This window comes from Bradyrhizobium sp. Kon69 (assembly GCF_055807515.1).
Genome location: NZ_JBVVOS010000003.1, coordinates 120,348 through 145,307, shown reverse-complemented (window position 1 = coordinate 145,307; position 24,960 = coordinate 120,348). Strand labels below are relative to the sequence as shown.

The 24,960-nt window shown below is 64.8% G+C and carries 28 protein-coding genes and 1 riboswitch; of the genes, 9 read left to right on the top strand and 19 right to left on the bottom strand.

All coding sequences use genetic code 11. From position 1 onward, the window contains the following. Nucleotides 1-85: 85 nt before the first annotated feature. Entirely contained in the window at nt 86-1,057 is a 972-nt protein-coding gene (locus tag AC0L3U_RS05120) for a bifunctional riboflavin kinase/FAD synthetase (RefSeq protein ID WP_473360921.1), read from the bottom strand. 230 nt (nt 1,058-1,287) lie between these two features. On the opposite strand from AC0L3U_RS05120, the gene AC0L3U_RS05115 reads away from it, so the two are divergent. Beyond that, complete coding sequence (locus tag AC0L3U_RS05115) at nt 1,288-1,683, top strand: response regulator (protein ID WP_007596883.1); 396 nt, start codon at nt 1,288-1,290, stop codon at nt 1,681-1,683. A 120-nt stretch (nt 1,684-1,803) separates the two neighbouring features. Here the strand turns inward: AC0L3U_RS05115 and AC0L3U_RS05110 are convergent, their stop codons facing one another. The 9 genes from AC0L3U_RS05110 to uvrC all read right to left on the bottom strand — a co-directional run bounded on the left by AC0L3U_RS05110 (nt 1,804) and on the right by uvrC (nt 10,602). After that, the gene (locus AC0L3U_RS05110) at nt 1,804-2,658 is read right to left on the bottom strand and encodes a TIGR01459 family HAD-type hydrolase (RefSeq protein WP_018453486.1); all 855 of its coding nucleotides are present in this window, start codon (nt 2,656-2,658) and stop codon (nt 1,804-1,806) included. Between the two features lie 15 nt (nt 2,659-2,673). After that, complete coding sequence (locus tag AC0L3U_RS05105) at nt 2,674-4,152, bottom strand: EAL domain-containing protein (RefSeq protein ID WP_473360920.1); 1,479 nt, start codon at nt 4,150-4,152, stop codon at nt 2,674-2,676. A 142-nt stretch (nt 4,153-4,294) separates the two neighbouring features. After that, entirely contained in the window at nt 4,295-5,425 is a 1,131-nt protein-coding gene (locus tag AC0L3U_RS05100; protein ID WP_473360919.1) for a YihY/virulence factor BrkB family protein, read from the bottom strand. Nucleotides 5,426-5,427: 2 nt separating this feature from the next. Beyond that, a complete protein-coding gene (locus AC0L3U_RS05095; RefSeq protein ID WP_473360918.1) occupies nt 5,428-6,039 on the bottom strand; it encodes a phage holin family protein in 612 nt (203 codons plus the stop codon). 91 nt (nt 6,040-6,130) lie between these two features. After that, nucleotides 6,131-7,090, bottom strand: coding sequence for a 50S ribosomal protein L3 N(5)-glutamine methyltransferase (gene prmB, locus AC0L3U_RS05090; protein WP_473360917.1), 960 nt, complete (start codon nt 7,088-7,090; stop codon nt 6,131-6,133). Beyond that, complete coding sequence (locus AC0L3U_RS05085; protein ID WP_473360916.1) at nt 7,090-7,566, bottom strand: molybdenum cofactor biosynthesis protein MoaE; 477 nt, start codon at nt 7,564-7,566, stop codon at nt 7,090-7,092. The genes prmB and AC0L3U_RS05085 overlap by 1 nt, the downstream gene beginning before the upstream one ends. A gap of 3 nt (nt 7,567-7,569) precedes the next feature. Further along, on the bottom strand, nt 7,570-7,821 hold the full coding sequence (gene moaD, locus AC0L3U_RS05080; protein WP_007596861.1) for a molybdopterin converting factor subunit 1: 252 nt from the start codon (nt 7,819-7,821) through the stop codon (nt 7,570-7,572). Further along, nucleotides 7,818-8,435: a CDP-diacylglycerol--glycerol-3-phosphate 3-phosphatidyltransferase gene (gene pgsA, locus AC0L3U_RS05075; RefSeq protein ID WP_027565390.1), complete on the bottom strand. Its 618-nt coding sequence runs from the start codon at nt 8,433-8,435 to the stop codon at nt 7,818-7,820. The genes moaD and pgsA overlap by 4 nt, the downstream gene beginning before the upstream one ends. Nucleotides 8,436-8,532: 97 nt before the next feature. After that, nucleotides 8,533-10,602 (bottom strand): excinuclease ABC subunit UvrC, encoded by a 2,070-nt coding sequence (gene uvrC, locus AC0L3U_RS05070; RefSeq protein WP_473360915.1) that lies wholly within the window; start codon nt 10,600-10,602, stop codon nt 8,533-8,535. Between the two features lie 250 nt (nt 10,603-10,852). On the opposite strand from uvrC, the gene AC0L3U_RS05065 reads away from it, so the two are divergent. Then, nucleotides 10,853-11,476 carry an outer membrane protein gene (locus AC0L3U_RS05065; RefSeq protein WP_456767743.1) on the top strand — a complete coding sequence of 208 codons (624 nt, stop codon included), beginning with the start codon at nt 10,853-10,855 and terminating at the stop codon, nt 11,474-11,476. A gap of 86 nt (nt 11,477-11,562) precedes the next feature. Here the strand turns inward: AC0L3U_RS05065 and AC0L3U_RS05060 are convergent, their stop codons facing one another. The 4 genes from AC0L3U_RS05060 to AC0L3U_RS05045 all read right to left on the bottom strand — a co-directional run bounded on the left by AC0L3U_RS05060 (nt 11,563) and on the right by AC0L3U_RS05045 (nt 14,212). Continuing rightward, nucleotides 11,563-11,778 carry a cold-shock protein gene (locus AC0L3U_RS05060; RefSeq protein ID WP_007614865.1) on the bottom strand — a complete coding sequence of 72 codons (216 nt, stop codon included), beginning with the start codon at nt 11,776-11,778 and terminating at the stop codon, nt 11,563-11,565. A 249-nt stretch (nt 11,779-12,027) separates the two neighbouring features. Continuing rightward, the gene (locus tag AC0L3U_RS05055) at nt 12,028-12,888 is read right to left on the bottom strand and encodes a 23S rRNA (adenine(2030)-N(6))-methyltransferase RlmJ (protein ID WP_473360914.1); all 861 of its coding nucleotides are present in this window, start codon (nt 12,886-12,888) and stop codon (nt 12,028-12,030) included. A 52-nt stretch (nt 12,889-12,940) separates the two neighbouring features. After that, on the bottom strand, nt 12,941-13,633 hold the full coding sequence (locus tag AC0L3U_RS05050) for a ribonuclease T2 family protein (protein WP_473360913.1): 693 nt from the start codon (nt 13,631-13,633) through the stop codon (nt 12,941-12,943). Between the two features lie 114 nt (nt 13,634-13,747). After that, nucleotides 13,748-14,212 (bottom strand): hypothetical protein, encoded by a 465-nt coding sequence (locus AC0L3U_RS05045; protein ID WP_027565385.1) that lies wholly within the window; start codon nt 14,210-14,212, stop codon nt 13,748-13,750. A gap of 182 nt (nt 14,213-14,394) precedes the next feature. Here AC0L3U_RS05045 and AC0L3U_RS05040 point away from each other — a divergent pair, with 182 nt between their 5' ends. Further along, nucleotides 14,395-14,688, top strand: a complete 294-nt coding sequence (locus AC0L3U_RS05040) for a hypothetical protein (RefSeq protein ID WP_007596852.1) — start codon at nt 14,395-14,397, stop codon at nt 14,686-14,688. Nucleotides 14,689-14,732: 44 nt separating this feature from the next. After that, nucleotides 14,733-15,263 (top strand): DUF3617 domain-containing protein, encoded by a 531-nt coding sequence (locus AC0L3U_RS05035; protein ID WP_247284451.1) that lies wholly within the window; start codon nt 14,733-14,735, stop codon nt 15,261-15,263. Nucleotides 15,264-15,432: 169 nt separating this feature from the next. Here AC0L3U_RS05035 and AC0L3U_RS05030 read toward each other — a convergent pair whose 3' ends face one another. From AC0L3U_RS05030 to AC0L3U_RS05020, 3 genes are read right to left on the bottom strand one after another with little or no spacing between them, the layout of a single operon-like run. Beyond that, nucleotides 15,433-16,821, bottom strand: coding sequence for an ATP-binding protein (locus AC0L3U_RS05030; protein ID WP_473360912.1), 1,389 nt, complete (start codon nt 16,819-16,821; stop codon nt 15,433-15,435). 17 nt (nt 16,822-16,838) lie between these two features. Further along, nucleotides 16,839-17,570, bottom strand: a complete 732-nt coding sequence (locus tag AC0L3U_RS05025; protein ID WP_035993624.1) for a response regulator — start codon at nt 17,568-17,570, stop codon at nt 16,839-16,841. Next, the gene (locus AC0L3U_RS05020; protein ID WP_456767748.1) at nt 17,567-18,106 is read right to left on the bottom strand and encodes a MarR family winged helix-turn-helix transcriptional regulator; all 540 of its coding nucleotides are present in this window, start codon (nt 18,104-18,106) and stop codon (nt 17,567-17,569) included. Before AC0L3U_RS05020 ends, AC0L3U_RS05025 begins: the two co-directional genes overlap by 4 nt. A 340-nt stretch (nt 18,107-18,446) precedes the next feature. Between AC0L3U_RS05020 and AC0L3U_RS05015 the strand changes: the two genes are divergently transcribed. The 5 genes from AC0L3U_RS05015 (at nt 18,447) to AC0L3U_RS04995 (ending at nt 22,801) form a co-directional block, all read left to right on the top strand. Next, nucleotides 18,447-19,529, top strand: coding sequence for a branched-chain amino acid aminotransferase (locus AC0L3U_RS05015; RefSeq protein WP_473347091.1), 1,083 nt, complete (start codon nt 18,447-18,449; stop codon nt 19,527-19,529). 120 nt (nt 19,530-19,649) lie between these two features. Beyond that, complete coding sequence (locus AC0L3U_RS05010; protein ID WP_473360911.1) at nt 19,650-20,174, top strand: YegJ family protein; 525 nt, start codon at nt 19,650-19,652, stop codon at nt 20,172-20,174. A gap of 207 nt (nt 20,175-20,381) precedes the next feature. After that, nucleotides 20,382-21,902: a histidine--tRNA ligase gene (gene hisS / locus AC0L3U_RS05005; RefSeq protein ID WP_473360910.1), complete on the top strand. Its 1,521-nt coding sequence runs from the start codon at nt 20,382-20,384 to the stop codon at nt 21,900-21,902. 18 nt (nt 21,903-21,920) lie between these two features. Beyond that, nucleotides 21,921-22,205, top strand: a complete 285-nt coding sequence (locus tag AC0L3U_RS05000) for a tautomerase family protein (RefSeq protein WP_256378942.1) — start codon at nt 21,921-21,923, stop codon at nt 22,203-22,205. 200 nt (nt 22,206-22,405) lie between these two features. Then, nucleotides 22,406-22,801, top strand: coding sequence for a thioesterase family protein (locus AC0L3U_RS04995; protein ID WP_473360909.1), 396 nt, complete (start codon nt 22,406-22,408; stop codon nt 22,799-22,801). 13 nt (nt 22,802-22,814) lie between these two features. Here AC0L3U_RS04995 and proC read toward each other — a convergent pair whose 3' ends face one another. Then, nucleotides 22,815-23,639: a pyrroline-5-carboxylate reductase gene (gene proC / locus AC0L3U_RS04990; RefSeq protein WP_473360908.1), complete on the bottom strand. Its 825-nt coding sequence runs from the start codon at nt 23,637-23,639 to the stop codon at nt 22,815-22,817. Between the two features lie 201 nt (nt 23,640-23,840). After that, entirely contained in the window at nt 23,841-24,341 is a 501-nt protein-coding gene (locus AC0L3U_RS04985; protein WP_473361103.1) for a type III secretion system chaperone family protein, read from the bottom strand. Between the two features lie 411 nt (nt 24,342-24,752). Beyond that, nucleotides 24,753-24,910, top strand: a riboswitch (FMN riboswitch). Nucleotides 24,911-24,960: the final 50 nt, after the last annotated feature.

Below are 24,960 nucleotides of genomic sequence, written 5' to 3'. Positions count from 1 at the left end.
CCCTATGATGCGCCGCGCAAACATGGGCTCTCCATAGCAGGGGGGCGGGGGAAGCGCAAAAGGTTCGGCGCGCCGATTTCCGACCTCAATCGATGACGCCAAGCCTCGGAAACGCGTCCGGGGCGGCGGCGAGCATGGCGCGGGCGCGGGCGGAATCATCGTCCATCTGGCGGATCAGGGCATCCAGGCCGTCGAATTTCAGCTCCTCGCGGATGAAGCCGATAAAGGCGCAGTCGAGCGTCTGTCCGTAAAGATCGCCCTTGAAGTCGAACAGGAAGATTTCCAGCAGCGGCGCACCATTATCAAACGTCGGGCGGCGGCCGAAGCTTGCCACCCCGTCCAGCCGCTCCGCGCCGCGGCCGACCCGCACCGCATAGATGCCGTGCTTGAGGCCGCAATTGGCATCGAGACGGATGTTGGCGGTGGGATAACCGAGGTCGCGGCCGCGCTTCTCGCCGTGGATGACCTCGCCGGTGATGAACCAGGGCGCGCCGAGCATGGCCGTGGCCTCGTCGAGTTGGCCTTCGGCGAGCGCGATCCGGATCGCGCTGGACGAGACCGGCCGCTCGTCGATATCGACATGCGGCTGCACGTCGACCTCGATGCCGAGCCGGGGCGCCTCGTTGACGAGGAGGCTCGGCGAGCCGACCCGACCCTTGCCGAAATGGAAGTCGTAGCCGACGGCGATCCCGCCGATGCCCAGGCGCCCGATCAGGTCATGGTGAATGAAGTCTTGCGCGCTGGTCCCGGCGCGGGACTTGTCGAAAGTCATGACCACGGCGCCGTCAAGTCCGGTGCCGGCCAGAAGCCGCAGCTTGGCACGCTCGTCCGTCAGGCGGAATTGCGGGGTGTTGGGGCTGAAAAACCGGCGCGGATGCGGCTCGAAGGTCAATGCCAGCGCGGGGCGGCCATGGATCCTGCCCATTTCCAGGGCTGCGGCGATCACGGCGCGATGACCGAGATGAACGCCGTCGAAATTGCCCATGGCGACCACGGCCCCCCTTGCAATGGCGGAGTCCGGCGTGGTGTCGCGGATAACGGTAAAATGCGGAGCCATCAGGGGAATTCTCGAACCGGCGGGACCGGCCGGGACCGTGGCGCGACGGGCCGGATGAAGTCAAGCGGGAGGGGGCGGCCGCATCGAAGGCGATTTCAGTCCACCGGGGGCGCTCCCAGTTAACGCGCTGTTTAACGCCTTGGTGCTAGTCCTTGGAGCGTGGAACCGCGGGGCTCCGGCCCGGCAGGTCCGATCGTAATATTTCCTGGGTTTGCGTTGGGGGAGTCGAGATGGCGGTTGATTTGTCGATGTCGGTTCTGGTGGTTGACGACTACAGCACCATGATCCGTATCATCAGGAACCTCCTGAAGCAGCTTGGCTTCGAGAATATCGATGATGCAAGCGACGGTTCGGCAGCGCTGAACAAGATGCGCGGCAAGAAGTACGGCCTCGTGATTTCCGACTGGAACATGGAGCCGATGACGGGTTACGACCTGCTGCGCGAAGTGCGCGCAGATCCGAACCTCGCCACCACGCCCTTCATCATGATCACGGCCGAATCAAAGACCGAGAACGTGATCGCGGCCAAGAAGGCCGGCGTGAACAACTACATCGTCAAGCCGTTCAACGCGGCGACGCTGAAGACCAAGATCGAGGCGGTCTTCCCGGACATGGCGAGCGCGTAAGGCGTGATCGAAGTCATCGGTTGAATTCGGAAGGCCCGGGCGATTGTCCCGGGCTTTCTGCGTCGGGTTCGTCGTTCTGGAATCGATGCCCGATATCAAGCGGGAATGACGATCAACTCGCTACCACTTCAGTTCGCGCATCAGTGCCTTCGGCGGATGGCCGAACAATTCCAGCACCGAAGCCGGGTCGAGCTGGTCGAGCCCCTCGAACTCCTCGGCATGGATGCCGCGGGTCACGAACAGGCAATCGATGCCGAACTCGCGCGCGCCGGTGAGGTCGGTCCGGACGGAATCGCCGATCGCCAGCACCTTTTTGCGGTCGATCTGGTGGCCCTGGCGTTCGCCGGCGAGCGCCATCGCGCGCTCGTAAATCGGCCGGTGCGGCTTGCCGTAGAAGATCACCTCGCCGCCGAGCTCGCGATAGAGCTCCGCGATCGCGCCGGCGCAATAGATCAGCCGGTCGCCGCGTTCCACCACGATGTCGGGATTGGCACAAACCAGCGTCAGCTTGCGCTCGCGCGCCTTCAGCATCATGCCGCGATAGTCTTCCGCCGTCTCGGTCTCGTCGTCATAGAGACCGGTGCAGACGATGTAATCCGCCTCCTCCAACGGCGCGGTCACCGCATCGAGGCCGCGATAGATCGAGTTGTCGCGCTCGGGGCCGAGCCAGAACATCTTGCGGCCGGGATGGTCGGCGACATAGAGCCGCGTCAGGTCGCCTGAAGACACGATCGCATCATAGGTCTCGTCGGCGACGCCGAGCTTGCGCAATTGCCGCTGCACGGAGTCGGCCGGGCGCGGCGCGTTGGTGATCAGGATCACCGTACCGCCGCGGCTGCGATAGGTGTGCAGCGCCTCGCAGGCTTCGGGGAAGGATTCGAGGCCGTTATGGACCACGCCCCAGATGTCGCTGAGCACGACGTCCACGCCCGCCACGAGTTCACGCAGGCTTTCGGCGAAATGCAGCGTGGTCATGATGCGTGGGGCCGATCAGATGCGGCGCGCGAGCGCGGCGTTGCCGGTGACGCGCTGTGGCGCAGACGCAGCCGACGTCGCGCCTGAGCTGGGTGTGCCGGAGCCATTGGATCCCTGAATGTCCTGTGCCTGGTTCGGCGCGGCGGTAGCAGATGACCCCTCCGGCCGCAATGGCCGGGGCGGCGCGAACAGGAATCCCTGGCCGAACCGCACGTCATAGTCGAGCAGGTCGATCACGGCGCGCTCGCCCTCGATCCGCTCGGCGATCAGATCGATGCCGAAGCGGCCGAGCAGGTCGGAAAGGTCGGAAGGGTGGATGTCCGAGGCCGAAGCCTGCCTGGGGTCGAGCAGGAGCGAAGCCGGCACCTTGATGAAGCGCACGCCGCGATCGGCGAGCTCGCGCGGTTCGATGCGCAAATCGGTGACATGGTCGATCGAGAAACGGAAGCCGCGCTGGGCGAGCGCGGCGAGATTCTCGGTCTCGGCCGGACCGAGATTGCGGAAGGTCGATTGCTTGAATTCCAGCACCAGCGAGGGCGCCAGCGCCCGGTTGGCTTCGAGGAAATCGAGGTATTGCGCGAAGGTCGTGGAATTGCCGAGCGTGGAAGCCGCGACGTTGCAGAACACGCCGACCTCCTTGTTGCGTACCATCAAGCGTCGCAGCACCTGCACGCAGCGCAGCATCACCATGTTGTCGATGCGCCCGATCAGCCCGGAGGCCTCCGCGATGCTGATGAACTCCTCCGCCGCGACCAGCTGGTCACGCTCGTCGCGCAGGCGCGTCACCGCCTCGTAGAAGCGAACCTTGCGCTGCGGTAGCGACACCATCGGCTGGAGAAAGATGTCGATGCGGTTCTCGTCGATCGCGTTGCGGAGCGTCGCCAGCAATTGGGTCTGGTTGCGGCCGTTGGCGGTCTGAACCGGATTGGCGGTCTGGGTCTGGATCGCCGGTGGTGCCGGCCGCAACGGCGGCGGCGCGGGCGCCGGGGGAGGGGGAGCCGGCCGCTCCTCCTCAAGCGTGGCCATCAGGTCGAGCGGCGCCTCCGGCTCCTGCCTTGCGACCGGCGTGGGGCCCGGCACCGGCGCGCTGCCGGCCATCAGATCCTCATGGGCCGACACGGTGGTGGCGAGCTGCCTGACCAATCCGCCGAGCTCGTTGATCTCGCCGACCACCGACTGGATGCGGTCGGAGTTGGCCGAATTGGAAGAGGCGATGCGTGCTTCGATCGTGGCAAGCCGGCGGCCGAACTCGGCGACCTGGCGGGCGAGGTCGGCGGTGCCGCGCGAAAGATCGGCGATCTGGCCGCCGACGTCGCTGCGGTCGCGCAACCGCATCGACACTGCATTGTAGAGGATCAGGAAGGTCAGCGCCGTCAGCGCCACGATCGCGGATTCAGTTCCGCTGATGCCGGCGACCGCGTAGAGCACGAGCCCGAGCGAGGCGGCGACCAGAACCATGCAGATGGCGATGAAGATCGTCGAAATCCGAATCATGCCGCGCGTTACGCCTCAAGAGCTGACTGCCTGACCGGGAAAACACGGGTGGCGTTTCGAACCCGTCACGCCGCATGCTCCCCCAAGCGGCATGACCTTAACATCATTGTTGATTCGAGGGGATAGCAGCCCAGTCGCGGAGTCAGGATGGTGCCGCAGCGCCGACCGTGTCGGCCGAGACGGCCTCGCGGGTGCCAAGCGGCCTGGGCGCCCCGGTGGTCGTGTCACGCAGGGTCTGCCGTTCGATCTCGGAATTCAGCTCGGCTCCGAACATGATGACGATGGCGGACATCCACATCCACATCATCAAGCCGATCGCAGCGCCGAGCGAACCATAGGTCGCGTTGTAATTGGCGAATTCGGAGAGATACCAGGACAGCAGCGCCGAGCCGGCGATCCAGAGGATCGCGGCCGTTACCGCGCCGGGGCTTAGCCATTGCCAGCGCGGGGCGTCGCGGCTGGGCGCGAAGCGGTAGAGGACGGCGAGCGCCGCAAGGAGAATGACGAACAGCACCGGCCATCGCGCCAGCGCCACAATCAGCTTGCTTTCGGGCGCCATGCCGAGGTGGTTGAGCGCGAGCGGGAAGGCGACGACGGCGCCCACCATCAGCAGCAGGGCAACGATGCCGCCGACCGTGAAGGCGAGCGAGACGGTGTTCAGCCGGATGAAGCTGCGCTTTTCACGCTCCTCATAGGCGACGTTGAGGGCGTCGAAGATGGCTTTGACGCCAGCATTGGCGCTCCAGATCGCGAGCACGAGTCCAAACAGGAAAGTGAAACCAAGGGTCGCGCCGCCGTTCGACACGACGCGCGCCACCTGGTCCTCGACGATCTGGAACGCGCCCTCGGGCAGCATCATCGCGAGCGATTGCAGGTTGGAACTGATCGTCGAGGGATCGGCGAACAGGCCATAGAATGAAACCAGAGCCGTGATGGCGGGAAAGATCGCGAGCAGTCCGAAAAAGACGACGCCGCCGGCGGTCGCGAGCAGGCGATCCTCGTCGATGCGCTGATAGGTGCGCCAGAGGATGTCCTTCCAGCCTGCCCACGGGATTGCGAACGGGCTTTTCGCGCGGCGGCCGCGGCCAGGCTGCAAGGCTGCACCCGTCGGGCTCGTTTCCGGCGAATTCGCCTCGCCGTTGCGGTGGTCTTGCGGAGGTCCCGGCCGGATCAGGCCAGAATCTTGGAAATACCGTTCCGCGGTGAGCACGAACACGGTCGTGGCTGCCACTAACAGCCAGCTGTCGAATTGCTCGGCGCGCCGCAGAGGCATTTTCAGGTATCCGCTCCGTGGCCGTGACGCCGCCGGCGCGCGGCCGTCAGCCCGACCAGCCCAACGGCCGCGAGCATCAGCCCGAGTTGCACGGGCCGGTTGGACCGAGCCGGCCACGTGCTGCCGCCATATCCTGGTTCATGTCCTGTTTCATGTCCTCGTTCGCCCGGCGCGAGCGGCGCCAGGGGAATTGTGGTCGCGACCTCCTTCACCGCCTGCTTCACCGTTCCGCGCGGGATGCGCGGGGTGGCGATAGCCACCCGTAGGCGGCTGGCGAGCGGCAAGATCGGCTTGGTCTTGCGCTTCATCTGAGCCATGGCCACGCCGGCGCAGGCGGCGGCCAGGACCAGGAGGACACCGCCGGCAGCGCCGAATCCCCAGAATTGCCCGTAATGGATTGCAACCCAGCGGTACAGGGCGATCAGGCCGACAAAGAAGGCTGCGACGACGAACAAGCCCGCAACGGCGAGCAGTCCGGCCGCGGTCGCGTAAGACGTCATGCGCCCCGTGGCTTGATTGCTCCGGTCACGGGCATAAGATTGGGCGGCGCGCTTGAGATGGTTGAGCTTGAGCGCGACGCCGGCGCGCAGCAATTCGCCCGATGGCGCAAGCATGCGGTGATCCTCCGAGTGCGAGAAAAATTCGTCGGGGGATGAACGTGGCGGTATTTGACTTGTTCCGACGAGGTCTGCCCGCCGTGATCGATCAGCCGAGATCGGCTGCCGCGATCCAGAACACTTCGCCCTCGGAGTCCTCGGTGTCGAGCCAGAGCAGCGGCAGTTCGGGAAAGGCCTCGTCGACGAGTTCGCGGCCGCGGCCGATCTCGCAGATCAGCCCGCCATCCGGCGTCAAATGGCCGGGCGCGTCGCGCAGGATCCGGCGCACCACTTCGAGACCGTCGGCGCCGCCGTCAAAGGCGAGCATCGGCTCGGCCCGGCACTCCGGCGGCAGCGCCGCCATGCCTTCGGCGTCGACATAAGGCGGGTTGGTGATGATCAGGTCGTATTTGGCGTCACCGAGCGGGGCGAACAGGTCGCCGCGATGCAGGCTGATCCGGTCATCGAGCCCGTATTCGCCGACATTCCGTCTGGCGACGTCGATCGCGCCCTTGGAGATATCGACGGCGTCGATCGTGGCATTCGGAAAATGATGCGCCGCGAGGATCGCGAGGCATCCCGACCCCGTGCAGAGATCGAGCACGCGTTCGACCGCGCCGGGGTCGTCGATCAGCGAGCCGGCTTCGCCGTCGCCGCCGAAATGCGACTCCAGGAGCTCGCCGATGAACGAGCGGGGAACGATGACGCGCTCGTCGACATAGAACGGCAGGCCGCGCATGTAGATCTTGTTGACGAGATAAGCGGCCGGTTTGCGCGTGGTGACGCGCTGGTGGATGAGATCGATGATGGTCCTGCCCTCGACGGCCGTGACGCGCGCGTTGGCAAAAATCTCGAACTGCTCGGGATGCAGATGCAGGGCTTCACAGACCAGGAAGGCCGCTTCCGCGACCGGATCGGGTGTGCCATGGGCAAAGGCGAGCTTGGCCTCATTGAAGCGGCTCACCGCATAGCGGACGAAATCGATCAGCGTGAGAAGCTCGCCGCGGCCCACTTTCGCGAGCTTTGGCGCGGCGCGGCCGCGCACGGTCTTTTTGGATGTCGTTGCCATCAGGATCGGGTCCAGCGTGCGGCGGCTTCATCGTCGCGGGCCTGGGCCTCGACCCACCCGGTGCCGGTGGCGCTCTCTTCCTTCTTCCAGAACGGCGCGTTGGTCTTCAGATAATCCATCAGGAACTCGGCTGCCTGGAACGCTGCCTGGCGGTGCTGCGAGGCGGTCAGCACCAGCACGATGTTCTGGCCGGGCATGAAACGGCCGACGCGATGGATCACCGTGACGCCATTGAGCGGCCAGCGCGAGGTGGCCTCGTCGGCATGGCGCCTGATCTCTTCCTCCGCCATCCCAGGATAATGCTCGAGCGAGAGCGCGGCGATCTTCGCGCTGTCCTCGTCGCCGCGGCAAATGCCGGAAAAGCTCACGACCGCACCGATGTCGGTGCGGTTCCCGGTCAGCACCGCGATCTCGCGCGCGAGGTCGAAATCGTCTTGCTGGATACGAATGGTGACGGGACAGGTGGTGGCGGGCATGGTCTAGCCGCCGGTCATCGGCGGGAAGAACGCGATCTCGCGCGCGCCCGCGATCGCGGCGTCGGACTTGACGTGGGCATGGTCGATCGCAGCGCGGATCACCTTCGGCTTCTCGAACGCATAGGCGTAGGCTTCGCTTTGGCCGGACAGCCAGGCGATCAGCTCCTCCACGGTGCGCACGGTCGCGGGCGGCTCGATGGTCTCCTCGGCCTTGCCGACGCGCTCGCGCACCCAGGCGAAGTACTTCACCTTCATCCCTCATCCTCCTTGATGAGGTGATGGATGCCGGCGCCGAAATAGTCGTAGCCGGTGTACATGGTGAGGATCGCCGAGGCCCAGAGCAGCGCCAGCCCGGTCATCGAGACCATGGGCACCACCTCATCGCCGGCGGGACCGGCCAGCAGGAAGCCGATGGCGATGAGCTGAACCGTCGTCTTCCACTTCGCAAGCTTGGTCACGGGCACGCTGACGCGCAGCGCGGCAAGATATTCGCGCAGGCCCGAGACCAGGATCTCGCGGCACAGGATCACGATGGCGGCCCACAGCGACCAGCCGTGAATGATACCGTCGGCGGCCAGCATCAGCAGGCACGAGGCGACCAGAAGCTTGTCGGCGATCGGATCGAGCATGCGGCCGAACGCCGATTGCTGATTCCAGATTCGCGCGTAATAGCCGTCGAGGTAATCAGTGACCGCAGCTGCGATGAAAATGGCGACCGCAACCCAGCGCAGCCACAGCGGACCGTCCATGATCGACTGTGCGTAGATGCACCCGACCACGACCGGGATCGCGGCGATCCGGCCATAGGTCAGGATGTTCGGGAGGGACATCGCGCGGCTGGTGGTCCCTCGTGTCGTGGCGATGTTCATTCGTCCTACCAATACCGCTGCAGCCTGAAGGTCAACCGTTCCGCTCCCAAATGGGGTGCGGGATGCGACGACCATATGACCGCGGCCCCCTTTTATTTCATCCCGGCTGAGGGTGGAAATACTCGAAAATCCTGCGCGCGCTCTCGGCGCTCACCCCCGGAACCTTGCCGAGATCGGTGATCGAGGCCCGTTCGATCTCCTTCAGGGTTCCGAAATGATGCAGCAAGGCACGTTTGCGTGACGGGCCGATGCCCGGAATCTCCTGCAAGCCGGCCTCGCGGATGTCCTTCTTGCGCAGCTTGCGGTGCGAACCGATGACGAAGCGGTGCGCCTCATCCCGCAGGCGCTGGATGAAATAGAGCACGGGGTCGCGCGGCTCCAGCTTGATCGCCTCGCGCTCCGGCATGAACAGGGTCTCGCGGCCGGCATCCCGGTCCGGCCCCTTGGCCACCGACATCAGCGCCACCTGGGTCAGGCCGAGATTTGCAAAGATTTCCCGGACCGCGTTGAGCTGGCCGCGGCCGCCGTCGATGATCACGAGATCGGGCCATTGCGGGAAGTCGTCGTCCTTGGTTTTGGCCGCGCCCTCTTCGGGCGGGTTGATCAGGCGCTTGAAGCGGCGCTCCAGCACTTCGCGCATCATGGCGAAGTCGTCGCCCGGCGTGATCCCTTCCGACTTGATGTTGAACTTGCGGTACTGGTTCTTCACAAAACCGTCTGGGCCGGCGACGATCATGGCGCCGACTGCGTTGGTGCCCTGGATGTGGCTGTTGTCGTACACTTCGATCCGCTTCGGCGCATGCGTCAGGTTCAGGGTCGTGGCCATGGCGTCCAGCAGACGGCTCTGCGTCGCGGTGTCCGCGAGCTTGCGGCCCAGGGCCTCGCGCGCGTTGGTGAGCGCGTGGGTGACGAGCTCCTTTTTCTCGCCGCGCTTCGGCGTGGACACTTCGACCTTGCGGCCGGCCTTGATCGACAGCGCGTTGCCGAGCAGCTCACTCTCTTCGATCTCGTGCGAGAGCAGGATGTTCCTCGGCGGCGGCTTGTCGTCATAGAACTGGGCCAGGAAGGAGCCGAGCACCTCTTCCGGCGTATACGTCTTCTCCGCGCGCGGGAAATAGGCGCGGTTGCCCCAGTTCTGCCCGGTGCGGAAGAAGAACACCTCGACACATGAGAAGCCGCCCTCCTGGTGGATGGCGAACACGTCGGCTTCTTCCACCGTGCGCGGATTGATGCCCTGCTGCGACTGGATCGCGGACAACGCAGCGAGGCGGTCGCGGTAGAGCGCGGCGCTCTCGAATTCGAGTTCGCCGGAGGCCTTCTCCATCTCGGCGGCAAGCTCCTGTTTCACCGCATGGCTCCTGCCGGACAGGAAGTCGCTCGCCTCGCGCACCAGGGTCGTGTAGCCGGGGAAGTCGATCTCGCGGGTGCAGGGGCCGGCGCAACGGCGGATCTGATAAAGCAGGCAGGGCCGCGAGCGGCTCTCGAAGAAGGAATCCGTGCAGGAGCGGATCAGGAACGCGCGCTGAAGTGCGGTGATGGTGCGGTTGACGGCGCCGGCCGAGGCGAACGGACCGAAATAGCGACCGGGCCGCGTCTGCGCGCCGCGATGCTTCAAGATCTGCGGCGCCCAATGGTCGCCCGTGATCAGGATATAGGGAAACGACTTGTCGTCGCGCAGCTGCACGTTGAAGCGCGGCCGAAGCTGCTTGATGAGGTTGGCCTCCAGCAGCAGCGCTTCGGTCTCGGTGTGGGTCGAGATGATTTCCACGGTCACGGTGGCGGCGATCATGCGCAGGATGCGCGCCGGCTGCGGCGCGCTCTGGCGCGCATAGTTCGACAGGCGCTTTTTGACGTTCTTGGCCTTGCCGACATAGAGCACATCGGCATTCCCATTGAGCATGCGGTAGACGCCCGGCGAGGTCGGGGCGAGGCGGACCGCGCGTTCGATCGCCTCGTGGCCGGTCGCCAGCGGCTCTTCGCCGACCGTGCCGCTCTCTTCCAGGATGTCCGGCAGCCGTGCGTCGTCCTCGTCGTCCCCGTTTGCTGTGGCGGGATCGAGGTCGGGCGGCGCCGCTTCCGTCTCCCGGGGCGGGACGTCGGGCGCGTTGCCGCGCACGGGTTTGCGCGCGCGTGCGTCGTCCGGATTGTCGGTGGAATCGTGAACCATGGTGCGAATTTAGGCGCTGCGGGTGCCGATTTGAAGTTCCGGCCGTGCGGCACGCACAGGATGGCGGCGCAGTTCCCGGTAACGCTTGCTTAAGCCTGTTAACAGCCCGGTAACCCGACTTAACAGGCCTTTAACTTAAAACTCTCGATAAATCTTACGCGAAATAGTGGTGGTTCCGTAACCATGCGGTTTTGCCTCGCGCGGCGGCGCAGGCATCGCACCGGTGGCGGCAGTTGCGTTGGAGTGTGTGATGAAGGGGCTCGTTGTGGGCGCAGCCGCGTTGGCTGCAGTCGGCTGGACGGCTTCGGCAGAGGCCGCCGATCTCAATTACGGGCAGCGTGCGCCCTATACGGTCAATCAGCCGCTCAATGCCTATAGCTGGGCCGGCCCGTATCTCGGTGCCAATCTCGGCTATGAATGGGGTTCGGTGAACAACAATCCCGCAAAGCCGTCAGGCTTCGTCGGCGGCGTTCAGGCCGGCTACAATTTCCAGACCGGCCCATGGGTGTTCGGCGTCGAGGGCGACATCCAGGCCGCCGGTGCCGACGACACCTTCGCGCCGTGGAAGTTCTCCAACCCGTGGTTCGGCACCCTGCGCGGCCGCGCCGGCTATGCCTTCAGCAACGTGCTGTTCTACGGCACGGCGGGCCTCGCCTTCGGCGAGCTGCGCGCGCAGACGTTCGGCTGGACGGAGTCGCACACCAGCGCCGGCTGGACCATCGGTGCCGGCGCGGAAGTTGGATTCGCGCCGAACTGGAGCGCCAAGCTCGAATATCTCTACATCGATCTGTCGACGAGTCAGTTCGCGATTACAGGCGTGTCAAACGGCTATAGCGCCAGCGTTGTGCGCGCAGGCGTGAACTATCACTTCTGATACCCAAAGAAGAAAATACCGGACTACAACCTCCCGGCCGCTTGCGGCCGGGATTTTTTTTGCGCCGGTGTTTCGCGTCGGACTCGCTAGGGAAGGATGACCAAATCGACCGCCTTCGGCCCCTTGCCCTTCTTGTCCGGTTCGACTTCGAAAGTAATACGCTGTCCTTCGGCAAGGTCCTTCAGTCCGGCCCGCTCCACAGCAGTAATATGCACGAAGACGTCGCGGCCCCCGTCGTCCGGTTTGATGAATCCGTAGCCGCGCTCACCGTTGAAAAACTTGACCGTTCCCGTCATGGCCATCGGGAAACTCCCCCTCATTGCTCCTCCGTCGTGACGCAGACGCACGTCACGACATGACCGGGCCTTACGAAGCCCGGGAGCTGGCCATCCTTGGGCAGACCATTCGGTCCGACTGGATCTTTCTTAGGCCTTCACTCCGCCGCAACCATTCGCGGAAGCGGAACGTAAAGCCAGTCACCGCAACAGCATAATACGGTTCTCTGCAGATTGACCACCGCTCCTGCATATTTTTCCCAAGATGCCGGAGTGTTACGGTCTCGGCACCTCTAATCGGAATCTGGCAGCGCCCCCCTGGCCGAGCGGCATTTCCAGCTCGGGTAGGATCGTCTTGAGCTCGCCGTGCAGTGTGTAAGGAGGATTGACGATCAAGAGCCCGCTGGAGGTGAGGGCTGCGCCGTCGGCCTGCGGCGCCACGCTGAATTCGAGTCGCAGACATTTTCCTGGCGGTTTTGCTGCGGCTGCGAGCCGCGCCACTGATTGCACCAGCGCGTCGGTGGCGCGCCGGCTCTTGGCGGGATACCAGATTACATAGATACCGGTCGGCCATTTCGCGAAAGCCGCCGAGAAGGCCTCTTCGAGCTTTTCGAACTCGTCCTTTGCCTCGAACGGGGGGTCGATCAGCACCAGCCCGCGCCGTTCCTTGGGCGGCACGAAAGCCGGCAACGCCATCCAGCCGTCGAGATCGACCACGCGGGCCTGTTCATCGTGGCGCAGCACGCCAATCAGCGCCTTGCGCGCCTTCGGCTCGATCTCGCAGAGCAAGAGGCGATCCTGCGGCCTCAGCAGGCCGCGTGTGATCAGCGGCGAGCCCGGATAGGCCTTGAGCTCACCCTTCGGATTGAAGGCGCGGACGATGTCGAGATAGGGCTTGGTCAGCGCCATGGCGTCGTTTGACAGCCGCGCCTGCATCAGCCGCGCAATGCCCGTCAGCCACTCGCCGCCGCGACGCGCCTCGTCGCTTTCGAGATCGTAGAGGCCGGCGCCGGCATGGGTGTCGATGACGCGGAACGCGCCCGGCTTATCCTGGAGATAGGTGATGATGCGCGTCAGCACGATGTGCTTGATGACATCGGCGAAGCTGCCGGCATGGAAGGCGTGGCGGTAATTCATGCAAGAGCACTACGCCACGTGACGGCTTGAGCAAAGAGGCACGATGCCTGGGCTAGCCACCCCGGATCGGCGGCATCGTCACTTGGTCGCGGCGGCAGGCGCGGCGGTCGATCTCCTCGCAGGCGCGGAATTGCAGGTCCTTGCTGAGGCAGATACGGACTTCCGACAGCCGCGTCCGGTTGCAGGTGATAGAGACGGCGGCATTGCTGAGGCCCGGATTGGCCTTGATGAAGGCTTCCTCCACCTCCGCCGGCGCCACGGTCCTGGCTTGCGATAGATCGAGATATTCGGCCGGAATCTTGATCGCGGCGCGCGCCTTCCGGATCGTCTCGAAATAGTTGCGGTCGGCGAGCCCCGAGCAGGTGCCGTGCTTGTCCCATTCGTTGAAGATCAGCCCCGGCGCCCGCATCAAATCGAGCATGGAGGAGACGATGCTGCGGTTCAGCCGCGGCGACGGCCGCTGACAATATTCCGGAAAACCGTTCTCATATTGCGGCCACAGACCATGCACCACGAAAGCGTAGGGCCGTCCGCTGCACTGGGTCTGCGAGCGGCCGCCGCGCTCCGCCGCCTCTTCGCAGAAGGAGGGCGACCACGACAGCGACAGCACATAAAAATCGAACTCGCCGGGCGTGTTCTGCCGCCTATCCTGGGCCTTTGCGCCACCGGCCAGCACAGCCAGTCCGGCTGCAAGCGTCAGCGAGATCATCAGGCGGGAGAACGAATGCAATCTGGAATGAAACATGGCGACGCCCCTCAACTAGACTGTGCAGACGAGCCTAGCAGGCGATAGGAACATTTCAAGAACAAAATTCGGGCGACCGTCGTTCGGCCGCCTGACCGGTCGGGATCAGAGCAATTATTGCTTGGCGGCGCGGCAGGCCGGGTTGTAGGCCCAGTTGCGGTCGAGCCCGACCACGCACCATTCGACGCCCTGGCCGTAGCCGGCGAAGCCGCCGTCCTCGACGATGGAGAAGTGCACCTTGCGCATCTTGCCGTCCGTGAGCATGGCCTCGCCGGTGCAATAGCGGCGCGGGATGTTGTCGGATGCCCAGGGCCGGAACGCGGTCTCGTGAACCGCGGCGAAGCCGGTGATCTTCAACGAGGAATTCCAGAACGAGCTTTCTTTCTCCCAGAACTGGCTGGCGATCGTCGGCAGCGCCCTGTCGCATTCGGAAACGTTGCCGTCATAGCGCGGCCCGCTCAGCCAGAAATTCAGCTCCAGCGGATTGGCGGCCCTGGCCTCGCCGAGCGACAGCGCTCCGAAGAGAAGGCCGAGCACGGCGGCAAAGCGGAGCGATTTCAGGAAGGTCGAGGCGCGCATGGGCAATCCAGACAGCATGATCTGCGAGGGTCGGACGGTGCCGCGAAGGCCGGGGGAGGTCAAGTGCAGCGCGGCAACACTTGCCGACGAGTTGACCGCAATGCTGCGTTAGAGGGGTCTTCGGTTCTTTCCTCCGTCGCGCCGGCACCGTAAACTGCCGCCAACCAATCGGAGTGACGGGAATGCGAATCATTGCGGCCGCGGGTCTACTTGCCTTGGGTATGATGGCGAGCCAGTCGGCGCGCGCCGATCTCCTCCCGGTGCCTCCGTTCAAGGGCAACGACACCGGCGGCATCATCGCCTATTCGATGGCAACCCAGGTCGATGCGCGGCAGGTCGCGGTCGATCACTGTGCGCGCTACGGCAAGGTCGCCAAATTCCTGGCGATGCAGGCCTATGAGGGCGGCTACATCTCGTTCTCCTGCCGCTGGGTGCCCTATGGCGCCGCCGACCAGCCGATCCGCACGCTCTACTGAGGCGCTTTCGCAACGCCGCTATCTCGCAGCCGGGAGCTTCCGACATGACGCGCAAACTCGCTTTGCTCGGCTCCGCCCTTTGCCTCGTCTTGTCGGCAGCCAGCGCCCGCGCTGACGACCTGCCGGTGCGCAAGGCGGGCCTATGGGAATTGAAGATGGTCAGGACCGGCACGCCGGTGCCCGAGATGACCATGCAGCACTGCACCGACGAGACCGTCGACAAGGAGATGAACAACAACATCTCCCCGATGGCCAAGCAGATCTGCGCCAAGCAGGATATCAAGAAGACCGCGACCGGCTATGTCAGCGATTCCGAATGCAATGTGGCCGGCATCAGCACGACCTCGCATGCTGAGATCACTGGCGATTTCAATTCGGCCTATACGGTGAAGACGTCGTCGCACGCGCAAGGCGGCGCTGCCGGCGCGGCAGGCCGCGACACCACCATGCAGCTCGAAGCGAAATGGCTGGGGGCCTGCAAGCCGGACCAGAAGCCCGGCGACATCGTGATGCCCGGCGGCTTCAAGATGAACGTGCGCGACATGGACAAGCTGAAGGCGCTGCTGCCGAAGTAGGGCTCTTACCTTCTCCCCTTGTGGGAGAGGGTGGCTCGCCGCGCAGCGGCGAGACGGGTGAGGGGTCTGTCTCCGCGCGCGACTCTTTTCGGCTTGAATTCGCGGAGACAGACCCCTCATCCGGCGCTTCGCGCCACCTTCTCCCACAAGGGGAGAAGGGAAGAGCAGGTTACACCGGTATCCGCACGCTCGCCCTTAATCCGCCCATCGGGCTGTCGCCAAGCGTGATGTCGCCGCCGTGCGAACGGGCGATGTCGCGGGCGATCGCGAGGCCAAGACCCGTGCCGCCTTCGTCCTGGTTGCGGGCGTTGTCCAGCCGCAGGAACGGCTTGAACACCTCTTCGCGCAAATGGGCGGGAATGCCCGGCCCGTCGTCGTCGACCGTAATGGTCAAATAACGGTGATCGCGCTGGCCGGTGATGGCGATGCTCTTGCCGTAGCGGGCGGCATTGGTGACGAGGTTGGCGAGGCAGCGCTTGAACGAGGCCGGCTTCACCGTGACCACGGGCAGCCCGTTGAACGCGACGGTCGCAATGTGGCCGTGGCGTTCGGCGTCGCTGCGCAGCTCCTCGAGCGCCTGGGCCATGTCGGTCGGCTGCGACTGCTCGCCGGAATCGCCGCGGGCAAAGGCGAGGTAGTCCTCGAGCATCATCGACATTTCGTCAACGTCCTTGCGCATGCCCTCCATTTCGGGACTGTCGCCGATCAGCGCCAGCTCGAGCTTGAACCGCGTCAGGATCGTGCGCAGATCGTGGCTGACGCCGGCGAGCATCGCGGTGCGCTGCTCCATCGTTCGCTCGATGCGCGACTTCATCTCGAGGAAGGCGACCGACGCGCGCCGTACCTCGCGCGCGCCGCGCGGCCTGAAGTTCGGCGCCTCGCGGCCCTTGCCGAAACTTTCGGCGGCGTCGGCAAGCCGCAGGATCGGCTTGATCTGGTTGCGCAGGAATAGCACCGCGACGATCAGCAGGATCGAGGACGTGCCGACCATCCAGAACAGGAAGATCTCCGAGTTCGAGGCATAGGCGGCGCTGCGCTGCGCGAACACACGCATCACGGCGTCGTCGAGCTGGATCCGGATCTCGACCAGGTTGGAGCGGCCGACCGTGTCGATCCAGAAGGAGCGCCCGATCTGGCGGCCGAGCTGCACCGAGAGCGTCTGGTCGAGCAGCGAGAAGAACGGCTTTGGTCCCGGCGGCGGCATGTCGCCGGCCGGGAGGAAATCGACGACGAGGCCGAGGCGCTGCTGCGCGATGCGGCGGATCTGGTCGCGATCCTTGTCTTGCGGATAGCCCTTGTAGACGTCGATCAGCGCGGCGATGTCCTGCACCACGGCGGCCGACAGGCGCCGTGTCACCGTGTTCCAGTGCCGCTCCATGAACACGAAGGCGACGACCGATTGCAGGATCACCATCGGCACGATCATGATCAGCAGCGCACGCGCATAAAGGCCGGTCGGCATCCAGCCCTTGAACGCGTTGCCCATCCAGCCATTGGCGGCGGAGACGCGGCCGGCGGCGCTCTTCAAAAGCGTCAGGCCGGTATCGATCGTGCTCATCGGTGGCGCTTCACTCTTTATGGCGAGGCTACCAGCCGGTAGCCGATGCCGCGCACGGCCTGGAGGAATAGCGGATTGGCGGGATCGGTCTCGATCTTGCGCCGCAGGCGGTTGATCTGCACGTCGACGGCGCGCTCGTTGACGCTGCCATTGCCGGTCAGCGCGCTGCGCGGCACGGTCTCGCCCGGTGTCTCCGACAGAATCCGCAGCATCTCGCGCTCGCGGTCGGTGAGGTGAATGACGTCTTCGCCCTGGCGCAATTCGCCGCGCTCGAGGTGATAGATGTACGGGCCAAATGCGATCTTCTCCACCGCAGCGGCCTGCGGCGGCGGCGCGGCGCGCTTGAGGATATTGTTGATGCGCAGCGCAAGCTCGCGCGGCTCGAACGGCTTTGCGACGTAATCGTCGGCGCCGATCTGCAGGCCCTCGATGCGCGCCTCGGCTTCGTGCCGCGCCGTCAGCATCACGATCGGCACCGAGGATGAGGTCCGGATGAAACGGGCGAGATCGAAGCCGGTCTCGCCGGGCATCATGACGTCCAGGATCAAGAGGTCGAAGTGCAGGCCCAAAAGCTTGGAACGGGCGTCGCTGGCGCTGGCCGCGGTCGAGACGCGATAGCCTTCGCCGGCAAGGAAGCGCGAGAGCAGGTCGCGGATGCGGCGGTCGTCGTCGACCAGCAGGAGATGCGGGGCATCGTCGGCGGGGCGTGCCGGCGGGCGTGCGAGCGTGGCAGCGAGCGGCACGGTCACTCCTTGTCCTGATTGACGGTGGCAAAGATCGTCTCGAGCACCTTGTCCGGATCGTCGCGGTCGATCATGGCGCGCAGGAAGCGCTTGACGGTCTCGGCATCCTGCGGCGCCATCTCGGCGAGCGCCTTGGTGATGCGCGTGGTCTGGAGGCCGGCGAGCTTCTGCACCAGCGCCTCGCCCTTTGGTGTCGCATACAGCAGGCGTTGGCGGCGATCATTGTCGCCGGTCTTCTGCACGATATAGCCCTCGTCCAGGAGCTGCTTGAGCACCCGGCCGAGCGATTGCTTGGTGATGCGCAGGACGTCGAGGAGGTCGGCGACCTTGAGACCTGGATAACGATAGACAAAGTGCATGACGCGATGATGGGCCCGGCCGAAGCCGAACGCCTCCAGCTCCTGGTCGGGATCGCCGACGAAATCGCGATAGGCGAAGAACAGCAGTTCGATGATATCCCAGCGCAAATTGCCTCCGTCGTCTGCGGCCGGCCGCGGCCCGGCAGCGTCTTGAGAAGGAGTCGCGAAATTTATGTCAGGCATATTGACGTATCTTGGTCTCAATGTTACAAAACGATCGGCCCGCACGAAATTTTAGATCGTTTCGCGTCGGGTGGGCATCGAAGCAAGGCGGCCGCAGAGGGCCGGACAGGCGGCGACGGCCGGAGCAGATCTACCGTGCGATTGTCGAACGGCATTTCGGCAAAACATACTGGACTTCCGTCTTCCGCAAAAGCATGTCCTCGGTGACATGCTGGCCACGGAAACCGGCCGTAACAAGGCTGGCGGCGGTCCGGCCAGAAACCAATCGAGCCAGCCGGGCCCGAATCAGAGCAGGCGGGTGCCACAACGGCGCCGCCACCGGCAGCGGGAGGCTAAGGACATGAGCATGAAATTCGACATCCAGCCCGCATCCAATCCGACCTCCGAGAAGGATCGGGTCGCCAAGCTGGTGGACCCCGGCTTCGGGCGGGTCTTCACCGACCACATGGCGGTGGTCCGCTACAACCAGGCCAAGGGTGGCTGGTACGAGGCGCGTGTCGAGGCCCGCGCTAATTTCCAGCTCGATCCGGCCGGCGCCGTCCTGCACTACGCCCAGGAAATTTTTGAAGGCCTCAAGGCCTACAAGCGCGACGATGGCGGCGTGAACCTGTTCCGCCCAGATGCCAATGCACGGCGCTTCAAGGACTCGGCCGACCGCATGGCGATGGCGCAGCTCCCTGAAGACGTCTTCATCGAGGCGGTCGAGCAAATCGTGCGCATCGACCGCGCCTGGATGCCGGGCGGCGAGGGCAGTCTTTACCTGCGCCCCTTCATGATCGCGAGCGAGACCTTCCTCGGCGTCAAGCCGTCGTCCGAATACATCTTCGCGGTGATCGCCTCGCCGGTCGGCTCCTACTTCAAGGGCGGCCCCGCGCCGGTGTCGATCTGGGTGTCCGAGAACTACACGCGGGCTGCGGTCGGCGGTACAGGTGCCGTCAAATGCGGCGGCAACTATGCCGCAAGCCTGCGTGCGCAGGCCGAAGCGATCCAGCACGGCTGCGACCAGGTCGTCTTTCTCGATGCGATCGAGCGCCGCTATATCGAAGAGCTCGGCGGCATGAACGTGTTCTTCGTGTTCGACGACGGGTCGCTCTCGACGCCGCCGCTCGGCACCATCCTGCCCGGCATCACCCGCGATTCCATCATCGCGCTGGCCAAAGACGCCGGCAAGACCGTGCGCGAGGAGCCGTACTCGCTCGACCAGTGGCGCAAGGATGCGGCGAGCGGCAAGCTCAAGGAGGCGTTTGCCTGCGGCACCGCCGCCGTGATCTCGCCGATCGGCACCGTGCGCTCGGTGAGCGGCGATTTCGAGATCTCGGGCGGCGCCGCCGGCCCCGTCGCCATGGGCCTGCGCAAGCAGCTCGTCGACATCCAGTACGGCCGCACCAACGATCCGCACAACTGGATCCGCAATCTGTCTTGATTTTTGCCCTCTCTCTCCGCTCGCGCGGAGAGAGAGGCGCAATGAACGCGACACGATGATCGTGCGACAAAGTCCGAGACCTCCAATACCTGGACATCGAGTCTTCCGGACATTGCGAACATGACATCCACTCTTCCCCAGCCCCTGAAATGGGTCGTTCTCGCCGCAATCACCGGCGCCACCGTCTTCGGCATCCTGACCATCGGCCCCAAGCCGGATGTCTCAGCTGAGGGCCGTTCGCCCGTCGTCGACGTGCGCACCACCGATCCGGAGATGAACACCGCGATCGCGCGCGCCCGCGGCACGCTGCCGACCTTCTGGGCTTCCTACGAGGCGCCGAAACCGTCAGAGACAGGGCACGCCCTGAAGGTACACTTTTCGACCCGCAAGGGCGGTGAGCATATCTGGATCGCCGAGGTGAAGAAGCTGCCGAATGGGGCCTATTCCGGCCTCTTCGCCAATGAGCCACGCGATCTCCCCGGCAAGCGGGCAGGCGACGAGGTCAAGTTCAGCGAAGCCGACATCTCGGACTGGATGTTCATACGCAACGGCAAGATCGTCGGCGGCGAAACCATCAAGCCGACGCTGAAGTCGCTGCCGAAAGCGGATGCGGATGCGCTTCGGGCCCGGATGGAGCAGCCGTAGGGCGTCGCGGTACGCTCTCTCACTCCCTCGCCCCGCTCTTGCGGGGAGAGGTGGGGTGAGGGGCTGTCACCGCGAACTCGAGAGACATAGGTCCGCGGAGAGTCCCCCTCACCCGGTCGCTTCGCGACCGACCTCTCCCCGCAAGCGGGGCGAGGTGAAGGGCACACTCCGGTTGCCGCTTCGCGCGTCGGCTGGTAAATGCCGCGCATGGCCGAAAAATCCAAAAAGCCCCAGAAATTGAAGGCACGCCTGCCGCGCGGGCTCGAGGATCGCGATCCCGCCGCGATCCGGGCGACGCGCGAGATGGTGGAGAAGATCCGCTCCGTCTACGAGCTCTACGGGTTCGAGCCCGTGGAAACGCCGGCGATGGAATACACCGACGCGCTCGGCAAGTTCCTGCCCGACCAGGATCGTCCGAACGAGGGCGTGTTCTCGTTTCAGGACGACGACGAGCAGTGGATCAGCTTGCGCTACGACCTGACCGCGCCGCTCGCCCGCTACGTCGGCGAGCGATACGGGACCGACGCTCTCGTGTTGCCCTACCGCAGCTACCGCGTCGGCTACGTCTTCCGCAACGAGAAGCCCGGCCCCGGTCGCTTCCGCCAGTTCATGCAGTTCGACGCCGATACGGTCGGCTCAGCGACCCCGGCGGCGGACGCGGAGATCTGCATGATGGCGGCGGACACGATGGAGGCGCTGGGCATTGCGCGCGGCTCGTATGTCGTGAAGGTCAACAATCGCAAGGTGCTCGACGGCGTTCTGGAAGCAATCGGGCTCGGCGGCGAAGAGAACGCTGCACGCAGACTGACCGTGCTACGCGCAATCGACAAGCTCGACAAGTTTCCCGCCGAGGAAGTTCGCAAGCTGCTCGGTCCCGGCAGATGGGATGGCGGCGAAGAAGGCAAGGGCGACTTCACGAAGGGCGCCAACCTGAACGCGTCGGAGGCTGACGTCGTTCTTGCCATCACCAAGCCGCGCGACGATTGGAAAGAGGCCATTGCCGCGGCGGAAACCTATCTCACCAAGAGCGAAGTCGGTCAGGCCGGCGTGAGCGAGCTGGAAGAGATTGCCAAACTGGTGACGGCGTCGGGTTACGGCGCAGACCGCATCAAGATCGACCCCTCCGTGGTGCGCGGCCTCGAATATTACACCGGCCCCGTCTACGAGATCGAATTGCTGCTCGACACCAAGGACGAGAAGGGCCGTCCCGTCCGCTTTGGCTCCGTTGGAGGTGGCGGCCGTTATGACGGCCTCGTCTCGCGCTTCCGTGGTGAGCCGGTGCCGGCGACCGGATTCTCGATCGGCGTGTCCAGGCTTCAGGCTGCGCTGACGCTGCTCGGCAAGCTCGACACGAAGCCCGGGTTCGGCCCCGTCGTTGTCACCGTGTTCGACCGCGACCGCGTCGCCGACTATCAGAAGATGGTCGCGTCGTTGCGAACCGCCAGCATCCGCGCCGAACTCTATCTCGGCAATCCCAAGAACATGGGCAACCAGCTCAAATATGCCGACCGCCGCAATGCGCCTTGCGTCATCATCCAGGGATCGGATGAAAAAGCGCGTGGCGAGGTGCAGATCAAGGATCTGATCGAGGGCGCGAAGGCGGCGGCCGCGATCGCTTCCAACCAGGAGTGGCGCGAGAGCCGCCCGGCGCAGTTCTCGTGCAGCGAGGCCGACCTCGTCGCCAAAGTGCGCGAGGTGTTGGCGCGCCATGACGTGAGCTGGGGCTAGCTATTCGCTGACGTCGCCATGCCCGGGCTTGTCCCGGGCATCCGCCTCCTGTTTGATGGCGCCCGTCAATGGCCGGTGTTCGGCCCAAGGGAGAGAAAAATGCCTGAGATCACTGTCAGCATGGCCGAAGGCCGCACCGACGAGCAGAAGGCCGGCATGATGCGCGACATCACCCAGGCACTGGTGAAAAATCTCGGCGTCGATGCCGACGCCGTCGTCATCCAGATCAATGAAGCCCCGCTCCGCCACAAGATGAAGGGCGGCAAGACGTTCGTAGAGCGCGCGGCGGCTGCGAAGAAGTAGCCATCGCTGGAGCTGCAAACGCAACTGTCGTCCTGGCCTAGTGCGCAATTGCGCACGGGGGCCAGGACCCATTACCCCAAGCGGCAGTTGTTACGGCAGGTCGTGGTTTAGACCGCGCATGACAATGTTCAGTCGGGGTAATGGGTCCTGGATCGGCGCTTCGCTTCGCTGCGCTTGTCCAGGACGACGGGGGAGGCCCCATGGACGCACGTGACTTCATCAAGGTCGGCATGAGCGCCGAGCGCACGCTGGTGGTGCCGGTGGAGCGCACGGTCGGGCATTTCGTGCCCGGCATGCCGATGGTCTATGCGACGCCGATGATGATTCTGGAAATGGAGATGACGTCGGGCGATGCGATCCGCAGCGTCCTTCAGCCGGGCTGGGTCACCGTCGGCACCGAGGTGGATATCCGCCATCTTGCAGCAGCCCTTGTCGGGGCGACGGTGCGGACTACCGCGAAGGTTTTCGCAGTCGAGCGCCGCGTCGTCCGCTTCGAGGTCGAGGCCTTCGAGGGATCGCGAAAACTCGGCGAAGGCCGCCACGCCCGCGGGCTCGTCAATGTCGCGATGTTCAGCAAGCGGCTGGGGGCGACGTAGCCCCGCGCTCTAGCTACTTCGCCAATTCCTTTGACCGCTGCGTCGCCGCCGCGATCGCGCGGATCATCAGATCGCGCAAGCCGGGCTCGCCCATCAGCACGCCGAGTGCGGCGGCCGTGGTGCCGCCGGGCGAGGTGACGTTCTGGCGCAGCGTGCCGGAGGCAAGCTCCGACTGGTGCAGCAGCTCACCGGAGCCGGCGACGGTTTCGCGCGCGAGTTTTGTCGCGAGCGCCTCGGGCAATCCCGCCTCGACACCGGCGCGCGCGAGCTCTTCGGCCAGCAGAAACACATAGGCCGGGCCCGAGCCGGACACCGCGGTCACCGCGTCCATCAGGCTCTCATCGTCGACCCATTCGACCGAGCCGGTGGCGCGTAGCAGCGCGTCGGCCACCGCGCGTTGCGGCGCGCTGACGCTGTTCGCGGCGACAGCCACCGTGATGCCCCGACCGATCGCGGCCGGCGTGTTCGGCATCGCGCGCACCACCGCGCCGCCGCAGACCTCTTCGAGCGAGGCGATCGTGGTTCCCGCCATGATCGACACCACCGCGGTCTTGTCGGAGACGAATGGCTTCAGCTTGGCGCCGGCCTCGCGGAACATCTGCGGCTTCACCGCGACCACGAGCGTCTCGATCCGGCCCGCCGTCGTCACATCAGGATTGAGCGCAATGCCCTTGGCGGCAAGTGCGGTGATCTCGGCCGAGATGTGTGGATCAATCACCGCGACCCGGCGCGGATCGAGCCCGCCCGAAAGCCATCCGGTCAGCATCGCGCCGCCCATCTTGCCTGCGCCGGCAAGCAGGATGGTGCCGGTGATGTTTTTGAGAGTGCTGTTCGCCATCGCTGTCGCCACCGCCGTCGTCTTGGCCTAGTGCGCAATTGCGCACGGGGGGCCAGGACCCATTACCACGGCTGGTTCTAGTGGAAGGATGGCAGGGCAACAAGCATCGCGAGACACGGAGAGACCTCGCGGTATGGGTCCCGGCCTTCGCCGGGACGACGGCGAGGAGGGAGGTGTGGCTCCCTCACTTGCTGAGAGGCTTTAAGCCTCGCCCACCGTGTCGAACATCGCCGCGTCCATGGCTTCCGTCGTCGACTTGCCCGCCCACACCACGAACTGGAACGCCGGGAAATAGCGTTCGCAGGCGTGGATGGCGCCGGCGAGCATGGCTTCGCACTGGCCTGTGGAGGCGATGAGCCCGCCCGGCAGCACCAGGGCCTGCCGGTGCATGATCATGCCGGTGGTCGTCCACAGGTCGAAATGCCCGACCCACAATTGCTCGTTGACCGCGGCCACGAGCCGCTGGACCTCCGGTCGCCGCGCAACCGGAATCCTCATGTCGAACGCGCAGGCCAGATGCAGCGCCTCGATCTCGCCCATCCAGGTGAAGGAGATCTGGTAGTCGGTCCATTGTCCCTTGGAGACAATCGTGAGTTCGTCTTCGCCGGAGCGTTCGAACGGCCAGTTGTTGCTGGCAGCGATATCCTCGACCACCGCGAGCGGATGGTTTTTGGAATCGATAGTGCCTTCGAGCAGGGACATGCCGTCTCGACCTCTTGCCTTTTTGTTGTCTTTGATACGCACGCGGTTGGTCCGGCGCGCGCTCCCTTTAAATTCGTTAAGGCGATCCGTTCGGATCAGCGCGGGCTTGTCGCGGATCAACTGATGTGATTTGCGGAATCTGCGCAACTGGCTGCCGAGTCCGTCCACAAGTCAGGACTCGTTCGTCCACAGCTCATCTCGGCCACAATTATTAACGCGGGTGAGGCCGAACCGGACGGAGAAGAACAAACCGGAATCGGATTCGCCGATGGCCCGCCAATCCCTAATTCCGCCGCGCGCCCCCTGGACCGCCATAGCGGCATGGGACCATGCGGTTTTCCCATGCGGAACCCGCTTGCCGCGGCCCCCAACCGGCGTCATATTTCGGTCAGGCCCTCCATTCCGGACGGCCGATGTTCTCAGGGCGGGGTGAAAGTCCCCACCGGCGGTAAGGGCCGTAAGGCCTAAGCCCGCGAGCGCCTTCCTCAAAGCTTGGCTGAGGGGAAGGGTCAGCAGATTCGGTGCAACTCCGAAGCCGACGGTTAAAGTCCGGATGAAAGAGAACGGTCGGTGGCAGACGCATCGCAGGATGCGGCTGTTTGTCGTTCCGTGTGCCCTG

Coding starts and splice junctions, on each gene's coding strand:
- pgsA (WP_027565390.1), bottom strand. CDS start 8,435: ATGAACATCGCCACGACACGAGGGACCACCAGCCGCGCGATGTCCCTC.
- hisS (WP_473360910.1), top strand. CDS start 20,382: ATGGCCGAAAAATCCAAAAAGCCCCAGAAATTGAAGGCACGCCTGCCG.
- AC0L3U_RS05050 (WP_473360913.1), bottom strand. CDS start 13,633: ATGTTTCATTCCAGATTGCATTCGTTCTCCCGCCTGATGATCTCGCTG.
- AC0L3U_RS05020 (WP_456767748.1), bottom strand. CDS start 18,106: ATGCCTGACATAAATTTCGCGACTCCTTCTCAAGACGCTGCCGGGCCG.
- AC0L3U_RS05060 (WP_007614865.1), bottom strand. CDS start 11,778: ATGGCCATGACGGGAACGGTCAAGTTTTTCAACGGTGAGCGCGGCTAC.
- AC0L3U_RS05055 (WP_473360914.1), bottom strand. CDS start 12,888: ATGAATTACCGCCACGCCTTCCATGCCGGCAGCTTCGCCGATGTCATC.
- AC0L3U_RS05085 (WP_473360916.1), bottom strand. CDS start 7,566: ATGCCCGCCACCACCTGTCCCGTCACCATTCGTATCCAGCAAGACGAT.
- AC0L3U_RS05110 (WP_018453486.1), bottom strand. CDS start 2,658: ATGACCACGCTGCATTTCGCCGAAAGCCTGCGTGAACTCGTGGCGGGC.
- moaD (WP_007596861.1), bottom strand. CDS start 7,821: ATGAAGGTGAAGTACTTCGCCTGGGTGCGCGAGCGCGTCGGCAAGGCC.
- prmB (WP_473360917.1), bottom strand. CDS start 7,090: ATGGCAACGACATCCAAAAAGACCGTGCGCGGCCGCGCCGCGCCAAAG.
- AC0L3U_RS05105 (WP_473360920.1), bottom strand. CDS start 4,152: ATGATTCGGATTTCGACGATCTTCATCGCCATCTGCATGGTTCTGGTC.
- AC0L3U_RS05030 (WP_473360912.1), bottom strand. CDS start 16,821: ATGAGCACGATCGATACCGGCCTGACGCTTTTGAAGAGCGCCGCCGGC.
- proC (WP_473360908.1), bottom strand. CDS start 23,639: ATGGCGAACAGCACTCTCAAAAACATCACCGGCACCATCCTGCTTGCC.
- AC0L3U_RS05045 (WP_027565385.1), bottom strand. CDS start 14,212: ATGCGCGCCTCGACCTTCCTGAAATCGCTCCGCTTTGCCGCCGTGCTC.
- AC0L3U_RS05000 (WP_256378942.1), top strand. CDS start 21,921: ATGCCCGGGCTTGTCCCGGGCATCCGCCTCCTGTTTGATGGCGCCCGT.
- AC0L3U_RS05040 (WP_007596852.1), top strand. CDS start 14,395: ATGCGAATCATTGCGGCCGCGGGTCTACTTGCCTTGGGTATGATGGCG.
- AC0L3U_RS05015 (WP_473347091.1), top strand. CDS start 18,447: ATGAGCATGAAATTCGACATCCAGCCCGCATCCAATCCGACCTCCGAG.
- AC0L3U_RS05100 (WP_473360919.1), bottom strand. CDS start 5,425: ATGCCTCTGCGGCGCGCCGAGCAATTCGACAGCTGGCTGTTAGTGGCA.
- AC0L3U_RS05035 (WP_247284451.1), top strand. CDS start 14,733: ATGACGCGCAAACTCGCTTTGCTCGGCTCCGCCCTTTGCCTCGTCTTG.
- AC0L3U_RS05115 (WP_007596883.1), top strand. CDS start 1,288: ATGGCGGTTGATTTGTCGATGTCGGTTCTGGTGGTTGACGACTACAGC.
- AC0L3U_RS05010 (WP_473360911.1), top strand. CDS start 19,650: ATGACATCCACTCTTCCCCAGCCCCTGAAATGGGTCGTTCTCGCCGCA.
- AC0L3U_RS04995 (WP_473360909.1), top strand. CDS start 22,406: ATGGACGCACGTGACTTCATCAAGGTCGGCATGAGCGCCGAGCGCACG.
- AC0L3U_RS05120 (WP_473360921.1), bottom strand. CDS start 1,057: ATGGCTCCGCATTTTACCGTTATCCGCGACACCACGCCGGACTCCGCC.
- AC0L3U_RS04985 (WP_473361103.1), bottom strand. CDS start 24,341: ATGTCCCTGCTCGAAGGCACTATCGATTCCAAAAACCATCCGCTCGCG.
- uvrC (WP_473360915.1), bottom strand. CDS start 10,602: ATGGTTCACGATTCCACCGACAATCCGGACGACGCACGCGCGCGCAAA.
- AC0L3U_RS05095 (WP_473360918.1), bottom strand. CDS start 6,039: ATGCTTGCGCCATCGGGCGAATTGCTGCGCGCCGGCGTCGCGCTCAAG.
- AC0L3U_RS05065 (WP_456767743.1), top strand. CDS start 10,853: ATGAAGGGGCTCGTTGTGGGCGCAGCCGCGTTGGCTGCAGTCGGCTGG.